This is a genomic window from Nostoc flagelliforme FACHB-838, assembly GCF_014698065.1.
GTDB lineage: Bacteria > Cyanobacteriota > Cyanobacteriia > Cyanobacteriales > Nostocaceae > Nostoc > Nostoc flagelliforme_B.
The window spans coordinates 1-9,086 of the sequence record NZ_JACJSI010000238.1 but is presented as its reverse complement, the minus strand read 5'-3'; the positions used below and the strand labels follow the sequence as shown (position 1 = coordinate 9,086).

Below are 9,086 nucleotides of genomic sequence, written 5' to 3'. Positions count from 1 at the left end.
GTTTAACCAGTATTGATGCTTAACTCAAGGTGGCAAATATCCTAAGTACAGGTAAATAGGTTTTTAGCGATCGCACCTTTTTTGCTCAACCTCACCAAATCGCGTTGCTCCCCATAAGGTTTAGATGCAATCATTCCACCATCAGCAAACTGCCCCATGCCAATGACATTGGTTTGCATTACCCAATCGTAGCCATCAATAAAGGCGGCATGAAACCAATTCTCAAGTTGTTGGGGTGAAATTCCGGCAATCAAAGCAAAGTTGTTCAGTACCATTAAGCGTTGAATATGGTGGGCATAACCGATTTGTTTGACCTGAGTTAGAATCTGGTGCAGACATTTCATCTGTGTATCGCCAGTCCAATAAAAAGCAGGCAGAGGATGAGTATGGTTAAACCAGTTACTTTCTCGGTAATCCTGTTGTAAGTAAACATAGACACCATGCATATACTCTTGCCAACCAAGTACCTGACGGATAAAGCCTTCAACGCTGCTCAACTCCCAGTCGCTGCTGTTGTAATAAGCTTGTTGCGCTGCAATCACAACTTCTAAAGGATGCAACAATCCAATGTTGAGATAAGGCGAAAGCATCGCGTGCCACATTGTCTGTTCGCCTGTCACCATTGCATCCTGATATGGCCCGAATGAAGACAAACGTGTTTCGATAAAAAACTTCATTACTTGTAGTGCTTGCTGTCGGGTTACACCCCAGCGAAATGGTTCAAGAAGCCAGTAACTTTGATTGTCCTGGAAAGCCTCAGATTGCCTAATGAAGTTAATAACATCTTGTGTAATTGAGTCTGGTTCAAACCATAAAGCTTCGGGCAAGGTCAGTTTGCCCTTTGGTGGTTTGCGATTTTGCTTGTCAAAGTTCCATCGACCACCCACAGGTTGGTTGCCGGACATGAGAATGTTGAAGTGCTGCCGTCCCTGACGATAAAAGTCTTCCATGATTAGGCGTTTGCGTCCACCTGCCCAGTCAATGAACTCTTGATCACTCCAAATAAAACGGTTATTTGATGTAAAAGTGACTTGAATTGTCAAGTTTAGCTTTTGAATTAATGTAGCAAAAGGGCGATCTGTTGGAGTCATCACCCCCAGTTCAGTAATTTGGTATTGCTCAATCCATTGGAGTAAAGGTGTATTGAAGTCTTGGCTTTGAGCGTATGTTACTGGGAAGCCAAGCGATCGCAATTCGGCAGCAAAGTGACGCATGGCTGACCAGAGCAGTACCAGTTTTTGCAAATGGTAAGGAAGTTGCCCTGCATGAGTTAGAGATTCAATAAAGATTACGGGAGTCTGTTGCTTATGTTGCAAGCAACTTTGCAGTGCTGACTGCCCAGCCCAAAGTTGATCTCCGAGAACCCAAATACCAATGGTCATCCTCTTGCTCCCTCTCATACTGTGCGTTGGCAACGTGATGACAAAATGCTACTCAATCAAGTGTAACTTTATTGTTACAAAAACTTTCTCAATGAAAAAGCTGATGAAAGCCCAAAAGCGCTAGTGCTAGAGTAAAGGGCTAAAAACATTCTTGCCCTTTACCCCTTGCTTAATAAATCGCCAAGTTCCCTTGGGGAACTGAGCAGAACGAGCAGCGAGCGCCCACGCTAATTTGACCTCAATGCGTAAGTTCTTAACCTTAGCAATCTAAGGAAGAAGCTGCTTGTTGGCTAGCTGTATTTGATGCTTCAATCAAAGGTTTGGCAACATTTAACACAGCTTGTACCAGACGAGAACCAGCTTTTTCTGGGGAACCAACGCCAAAGGGAGGGAGTGGATTATACTCCAGCATCAATTCAATAAATTTGGCTGTATATTCTCCAGATAACATAGCAGCAATAGTTAGAGCAAAATCAATCCCAGCTGTGACGCCGCCACCTGTGATCCGGTTCCGGTCTACTACTACTCTGTCGTTACTTACTTCTACACTCATTAGTATAAGTTGTTCTCGAAATGCCCAATGACAAGCTGCACGATATCCTTTGAGTAATCCCGCCGCAGCCAAGATTAAAGAACCAGTACACACAGCAGTCACATATTTAGCTGTCTGTGCTTGCTTTTGCAAAAATGCTAACATCTGGGCATCTTGCATCATTTCCACAGCGCCAAAAACACCACCAGGAACGCATAGTACATCAAGTTGCGGACATTCATCAAAGATAGTAGTCGGTAAAATTGTTAGTCCGCCATTACTAACAACTGGTTCGAGAGTTTTCCACAATAGCAAAACTTGAGTATTGGGCATGGACGAAAAGACTTGATGTGGCCCAGTAATATCTAGTTGGGTCATATCAGGGTAAATTACTAAACCAATTGTATATTGAAGCTGGCTTTCCATACTTAAATTCCAGACACTGTAATGATTACAGTTATCGTAGAATTGAATATGTTGGCTGCCAATTACCCAGTTGAGTACATTTTTGCCCATGTCTGATACTTTAGCAGCGTTGATTGAAAAAGTAACAAATGCATCATCAGTGAACCAACTATGTGGACATTATATGGATGCGGCAGGAAAGTTGTTTGGCAGTCAACATTGGGGTATTTATATACATGGGTTGGTAGGGCAACAAGGTACTATTTACCTGAAAGGCTTGCCAGATAGCTTTATTGATTACTACTCTACAGTTGGTGCAGCTATAGATAAAGTGATGGAGTATGTCGTTTCCCATCATGCACCTGCCCACGAACAACTTATTTTTACGGAAGTAGCTTGGAAGCAAAGTGAACTATATCAAATTGGTTGTGGCAAAATATATGACCACGAACATATTATGACTGGGCCGATTGTTGGAGAAGGAAGACTAATTGGTACAGTCCAATTTGCCCGCACCAGTGGCACTCCAGCTTATAATACGCAAGATTTGCTACAATTGAGTGCCATCTGCGCCCATATTTCTGCCAAATTAGCACTTCTGCGCTCCGAAAATGAGTTATTTTTGCCCAAAATTGAAATTTGTTTAACAGCACGAGAATTGCAAATTGCTGCTTTAGTAGGCAAAGGTCTGACAAATGCAGAAATTGCAGGTCAATTATGGATTAGTCAAAATACGGTCAAGCAGACGTTAAAACGTATTTTTCGTAAGCTGGATGTATCTGCAAGAGCGGAAATGGTTGCACGGCTGCAATTAGGTAGGGATGTAATACCAATTCAAAATTAATAAAACTAGATGTTACAGTGGTGCAGTGCTTGTCCGGCAAATGAGAACCAATGGTTGTCATGTATCTAACAGAATGGTGTCTACATACGCTGAAAAAGATTGCTTAGACCATTGCAAAGGAATTAGCAATGTCGATCCCGTTTCAAGTCATAAATTACTTTCTCCAAATACCAGTTTGCCGACTTCCCAGGATTGATCTGTTGTTGGTGCTTGAGCAATCTGATAGCAACAGAACCGTTACCAGAAAGTAAGTTTAGTAAATCATTCTGTAAACTTTTGCTTGCGTCAGTAGCAAAATACTCTACTTCTGGTGGGTGTGTTCGTACCTCTAGGCTTTTGAGTTCTACTATCTGGCATTGCACAAGGAACTCTTTTTGACGTGCTTGCTCCATGAGCTTGTCAAGTTGGGACTTGTTTTGGAGTAGCTGTCTGATTTGCTTGTCCAATTCGGCTTTTTTCTTGTCTACTTGAGACTGTAACTTGCGTACCTCTAATAATTTGTTTTCTAGGTCTGTTAAACTTTGCATAATATTAAATTGATTTCGTTCTCAATCTACCATCTACGAATTAGCCTAATATCAGCATCAGAATATACCCGTAAACACGGGGTTTTTTGATAATAATCCAGTCGAGAATGAAATATGCAGGTGTCAAGAGTCAACAGCCTACCCTTGACCCGGTATCTTGCAAAAGTTACTTTTGCAAGATGTGTATTTTGTCCAAATTAGCTTTGTAAAGCAAGAGTAATTTCAGCTTTTGGCTCCGAGTCCCTAAAATTTCCTTCCAAAAGAACCCAGTGAACAACTTTAGTTACTGTGAAGTTTTCTGCTTGAGAATAGATGTTTTGATTTAGATAAATCTCTACAAATTCTCCAATATTGGGTACTCTGCTCATTGGAACAACTGTCACAGATTCACGATTGAAATCAGGTCTAATATTTAAAACAGAATCATCAAAAATTAACGCAACTGGAATCATTGTTATTACTTATATAGAAATCCTAATTGATTTTTGAAAAAACTCCGTACATCTGAAGGCTGGCGAAATCAAATGTACTGTGTTGAATGAACCACTCAAACATCCACTTTAGATGCGGGAATGTGGGAATTAATGCACAAAAGCGTCGAACCCATGTTTTTGCTTGCAACCAAATATCTTCAATCGGATTTTGCGTAGGGCAATTGGGAGCAAAACGAACACAATGTATTTTCCGTTGCTCGGCTGGTAAATCAAGATTTACCTCGGATAAAAAATCTCTAATTTCTTTGGAACGATGGTAGCTCGCACCATCCCAAAAAATTAGCAATCTTTGTTCCTTCGATTCAGCTAGTAAATGTCGTAGGTAGTCGATGGTATTTTTTGAGTTTCCTGCTTCATAAGCTTTGAGAATTAACTTTCCTTCCAGGTAGTCAACAGCACCATAATATGTCTGCTTTTCTCGCTCGTTGACTACTGGAACTGCTATTTCTTGGTCACTTCTCCCCCATACATAACCACTTAAATCTCCCCACATTAAATGACACTCATCTATTAGCAGCACTCTCAACTTTCCAGATTCGATTTCCTCTCGGCTATCTGCCAGCAGTGTTTCAATCTCTTTTTTTTTTCTTCAACAGCATCTGGATTTCCTTTAGGGTTCAATTTAGTGGTTTTCTTCCAACTAATTCCCGCTGCGTTGAACAAGTCATAGTAACTTTGTTTTGACTCATAAATCACATCATACTCAAAGGCTAGTTTATATTCTAGTTCCCCCAGTTCCCAAATATCCTTGGTTTGTAACCAACTCAATACCTGTTCTCTTTCTTCGCTACTTAAGTAACTTTTTTTACCTTTGTGATTTAAGCGCAGTCCATCTATTCCGTACTCTTCATAGGCTTGCTTCCAGCCTGTTATCGAACCCAGTGACACATCTAAAATTTTTTGAATTTCTTCATACAAATAACCTTGATAAACCAATTTTACTGCCAGCGCTTTCCTTACCTCACGCGCATTTGGACGAAGAGCTATAAATTCCTGTAGTTCTGCGATCGCATTACTATGTGCGTCTTCAGATGGGAGTACCGTCGCTGTTACTTCCGGTGCCGGGGGGAGTATTGCAGTTTGTAGATGCTGCTTTATCATTTGTATGCTCTTACACTTTTATACCCAACCGTATTCTCTCGTAATCTTTTTCAAAAATCAAATAGGATTCCTATAGTATTACAAATGCAATGAATAAAAAGTAAGCCTTGAGCCATTGAAGAGAAATATATAATTGAGTGCAAGCCGGAAATAGAATACTGCTAATTTTGGTTGGGAACTCAACAACAAAGATGGAGAGCAATACAATAACGTGATGGATATATGCATTGCTTTCGGGTATTTTGCATTATTGACAACATAACCAAGACCTAGCATATAGGCGTTGTGTATATCGTGCTAGTTAAATCTTGGGTATTTTAGTTAACAATGAGTAGGTAAAGAATGGTTATGTACAACGGGGTTAGAGTTACATGGTATAGTCTGTTCAGACGTTGACAACTCGGTTATAGAGAGAGAGCGAATCAACTCCCGAATCACATCAGTTGCAGGTCTACCAGTCATTGCACAATATCGTTCAAGTTTTTCGCTTTCAACTGATGTGTGATTCGTTTGATAGCCCATTTTTTGTTCATGACTTGCCCTAATAATTAAATTTAATGAATTATCTAGACTTGAAATGCCTTGTGCAATACTTAACAAATATATAGATGTTAACCACAGCATACTTGCCGTAAAACTATTTTTAGCACATCTTCCCCAGGGTATTTACTTATAATCTAAAACTTCACTGATAAATTATCTATGTGAAATTTAAAACATTTAAAACGAGCTTGTATTTTTTGTAAATATTGTTAAGCAAAGCGCAATTGGAGTGAGCCTTGCAAGAGGCGTATAATCAGCAAGTATTGCCAATTGAATTTAGTAAACCTTATCTTCATACAATTGCATCTAATATTTATTTGCTCTTTACCCAAAGGTGAAATTGACTAACTACTCTGGATGTAGACTTTCATTCAAGCACTATATTTAACTCTATAACTTAACGAAACCTTAAGCAAGCTAGAAAATTTTCTAGCTTGCTTAAGGTTTAATAATTTTGATTCTTCAGTAGCTGCTATGCCAAATTATTAGTTAGCTATCAAAACTAGGCTCGACAATAAAGCTCAAAAGCCCGAATCAGTGCTAAACCTATAAAAAATAACTAGTTAACGTTTATTTTTCTTGCCTAATAAGGCTTTTATGCTTTTTTGAAGGTAATTTAGCATGATATATTAATTTTTATTCAGCCAGAGCTTAATTTACCCACAGAAATCATCAACCCTCAACTCGCGCCACACATCAGATGGTTGCCACCCAGAGTTGCCAACAGAGCGTAGGGGGCGATAGTGTTCTGAAATGTATTCTGATTCGGAAACGTAGTCTTCAATGTACACAGGTGGATTTGGTTCAATCACTGTTTCAGGAATATTTTGGCTTTCAGGCATCTCAATGGGTTCAGTGGGTGGTGGGGTTACTTCTGTTTTCTTGCAAACTGGGGTAGAGGTTTTTTTGATGAGTTGTTTCAAATCTATAGGAATCATTTGGCTCTCCACAAAGAACGGATATCCTAGAATACAGGAAGTTATTAGCGAATCAGAGACATTTTGCCAGAAAGTTTTATGGGTGTGGATTGTTTTTTGGGCACGGGAGCAAAGCGTGATGCCGAATAACCCGCCAATGAAGGTCTTATTATTAAATGGGAGCGCAAGATTAAAAATAACGGTAATGCAATTTATAAAATATGGATACTCGTATCCCAGAATGTATTCGTCCAGTATTAAATGATTATTTGTTGTCATTACAAATCGAACTTCCGGGTCTGATAGAAGGCTTTTATATTCATGGTTCTATTGCACTTAATGCTTTTAATCCATACTTGAGTGACATTGATTTTATTACTATTCTCATACGACGGGCTACAACATCCGAGGTTAAAAAACTAAAAGCAGTTCATAAAAAACTAAAACTGAGCTATCCACAGTGGAAACTAGAAGGAAGTTATTTGCTTGTTGAAGATGTCGGGCGTGAGCAACAAGAAATTGCTCCTTATCCCTACTATCATGACAAAGCTCTGCACTCTGCTGGATATCATGACATAAACGAAGCCACTTGGTGGGTGTTGAAACATCGAGGCATTTGTATGATTGGACTTCCACCAGAAAACCTTGCATTTACAGTTGATTGGAATCTGCTGCAAAGAGAGATGAAGGAAAATCTGAACAGCTATTGGGTGAGTTGGACAAGAGCGCCAAGTAAAGTAGCATATTTATTAACAGATAGTGGTATTGAGTGGGCTGTGCTTGGCGTTCTACGTCTGTTTCACGTGTTGAGAGAGGATGAAATCCTCTCGAAAACGGAAGCTGCTCGATATGCATTGGTGCATCTTCCACCAAAGTGGCATCAACTTATTCAAGAGGCAATTAACCTCCGTGAAATTCGGCATGGTTCCTCTTATCGCAGCAAAGTGAGCCGCGCTGTTGAAGCAGTGCGTTTCTTACGTTATGTAATTAATGTATGTAACGAAATATGCATTTGACATTTGACATCTGACTTACTTACCGAAGGGATGGTGTTGATGCTGGCACTTAACTCTTGATGACAGCAGTTTCAAGATTTTTGCTTACTTTTGCATAAAACACAAATCTCTAGCTGAAGAATATTACATACTAAACGAATTATGTATAAACCAAGGGACAACGCTTTAAAAGTCCCCTATTTTATTTCCCTTTTCAAACGCTGCCCTGAACTCCTTGCCCAGGGCAGCTTTTCTTATAGAGGTGCCCTTATTTGAGTCAAGCACCCGTTGGCAGCAATTGAAATTCTCGTACAGTGTGTTGTTTACCCACCATAACCGGAATATTGCGTCACAGTCCGTAAAGGCGTTAATCTCAATTGTAGCAAGCAGAAAGCCCTATATTTAGCAGCAATCGTTATGCCCCTAGCACCATTAGGCAATACGGAGCGGCCAAAGAGTGAACGGATATTATTAGCCTCAGTTAAGTCAGAAATTACTTCCCGATTGAGGCAATCTCTACACAATGCTGTGCTGATTAATTTAGATAAAGAGTCACAATTCCAGCAGGTAAAAAGACCTTGGAATGCAGAAAGAAAAATTGGCTTAAAACCTGTTGAAGCTCTCCCAGAGAGTACAACTATTTTATCCGTTTTTGATTCCCAAGAAGTTGCAGGTAAACTGTTAATTTTAGGTGCGCCAGGGTCGGGGAAGACCACAGCACAAGTAGAACTGGCTCAAGAATTAATCCAACGAGCCGAAGAACAGCCTGATTATCCCGTTCCCGTTTTATTTAACTTGTCCTCTTGGAAAGATGATCGGCAATCTATAACTAATTGGTTATTGGCAGAACTTAAATCTAAATATGGTGTCTCAACTGAACTGAACTTGGTAAAAAGTGGGTAGGTAATCACCAATTATTACTATTACTTGATGGTTTAGATGAACTTGAGCCACAACGTCAAGAACTTTATGTTCAGAGAATTAATCAATTTTTAGTAGGGAAAAATAGACCGCTTTTTCTAGTTATTTGTAGTCGGAGTGAAGAAGATGAGGGTTTCTCTAGTTAATTGCAGCTTCATGGTGCTATTTACTTACAGCCTTTAACTAGTAATCAGATTTATGATTATCTCAGCCGGATTAAATATAGAGAACTATGGTCAATCATCAGTAGTAACTTAGACTTACTAGAGCTAGTTAAAACTCCCTTATTTCTCAGTATTACTATTCTATAGGAATCATATTTGATTTCTGAAAAAGGCTATGAGATAATACGGAGGTGTATATCTGTCTAACAGCGAACAATGATAAACCAGCATTTACAAGCGGCGATCGCAGAACTACAAGAA

Annotated in this window: 9 protein-coding genes and 1 pseudogene; 3 read left to right on the top strand and 7 right to left on the bottom strand. The window is 39.6% G+C overall.

Features of this window, described 5'->3' with window-relative positions; genetic code table 11:
* Window positions 1-41: 41 nt before the first annotated feature.
* Entirely contained in the window at window positions 42-1,382 is a 1,341-nt protein-coding gene (locus tag H6G97_RS38915; protein ID WP_190945998.1) for a cryptochrome/photolyase family protein, read from the bottom strand.
* Window positions 1,383-1,641: 259 nt separating this feature from the next.
* Window positions 1,642-2,340 (bottom strand): DJ-1/PfpI family protein, encoded by a 699-nt coding sequence (locus H6G97_RS38910; protein WP_190945997.1) that lies wholly within the window; start codon window positions 2,338-2,340, stop codon window positions 1,642-1,644.
* A gap of 88 nt (window positions 2,341-2,428) precedes the next feature.
* Here H6G97_RS38910 and H6G97_RS38905 point away from each other — a divergent pair, with 88 nt between their 5' ends.
* The gene (locus H6G97_RS38905) at window positions 2,429-3,163 is read left to right on the top strand and encodes a LuxR C-terminal-related transcriptional regulator (protein ID WP_190945996.1); all 735 of its coding nucleotides are present in this window, start codon (window positions 2,429-2,431) and stop codon (window positions 3,161-3,163) included.
* A gap of 122 nt (window positions 3,164-3,285) precedes the next feature.
* Here H6G97_RS38905 and H6G97_RS38900 read toward each other — a convergent pair whose 3' ends face one another.
* From H6G97_RS38900 to H6G97_RS38880, 5 genes and pseudogenes are all read right to left on the bottom strand, one after another.
* Complete coding sequence (locus tag H6G97_RS38900; RefSeq protein ID WP_190945995.1) at window positions 3,286-3,690, bottom strand: hypothetical protein; 405 nt, start codon at window positions 3,688-3,690, stop codon at window positions 3,286-3,288.
* A gap of 197 nt (window positions 3,691-3,887) precedes the next feature.
* Entirely contained in the window at window positions 3,888-4,142 is a 255-nt protein-coding gene (locus H6G97_RS38895; RefSeq protein ID WP_190945994.1) for a hypothetical protein, read from the bottom strand.
* Window positions 4,143-4,164: 22 nt separating this feature from the next.
* Window positions 4,165-5,285 (bottom strand): IS630 family transposase gene (locus H6G97_RS38890; RefSeq protein WP_190945993.1). Its coding sequence is split into 2 segments (ribosomal slippage): window positions 4,165-4,775 and window positions 4,775-5,285, totalling 1,122 coding nucleotides; the frame shifts between segments, so codons are not numbered across the junction.
* 321 nt (window positions 5,286-5,606) lie between these two features.
* Window positions 5,607-5,818, bottom strand: a pseudogene (locus tag H6G97_RS38885) (ribbon-helix-helix domain-containing protein).
* A 666-nt stretch (window positions 5,819-6,484) separates the two neighbouring features.
* On the bottom strand, window positions 6,485-6,766 hold the full coding sequence (locus tag H6G97_RS38880; RefSeq protein ID WP_190945999.1) for a hypothetical protein: 282 nt from the start codon (window positions 6,764-6,766) through the stop codon (window positions 6,485-6,487).
* A 200-nt stretch (window positions 6,767-6,966) separates the two neighbouring features.
* Between H6G97_RS38880 and H6G97_RS38875 the strand changes: the two genes are divergently transcribed.
* Both H6G97_RS38875 and H6G97_RS38870 read left to right on the top strand, forming a co-directional pair.
* The gene (locus H6G97_RS38875) at window positions 6,967-7,761 is read left to right on the top strand and encodes an aminoglycoside adenylyltransferase domain-containing protein (RefSeq protein ID WP_190945992.1); all 795 of its coding nucleotides are present in this window, start codon (window positions 6,967-6,969) and stop codon (window positions 7,759-7,761) included.
* Between the two features lie 396 nt (window positions 7,762-8,157).
* The gene (locus H6G97_RS38870; RefSeq protein WP_190945991.1) at window positions 8,158-8,643 is read left to right on the top strand and encodes a hypothetical protein; all 486 of its coding nucleotides are present in this window, start codon (window positions 8,158-8,160) and stop codon (window positions 8,641-8,643) included.
* Window positions 8,644-9,086 lie beyond the last annotated feature (443 nt).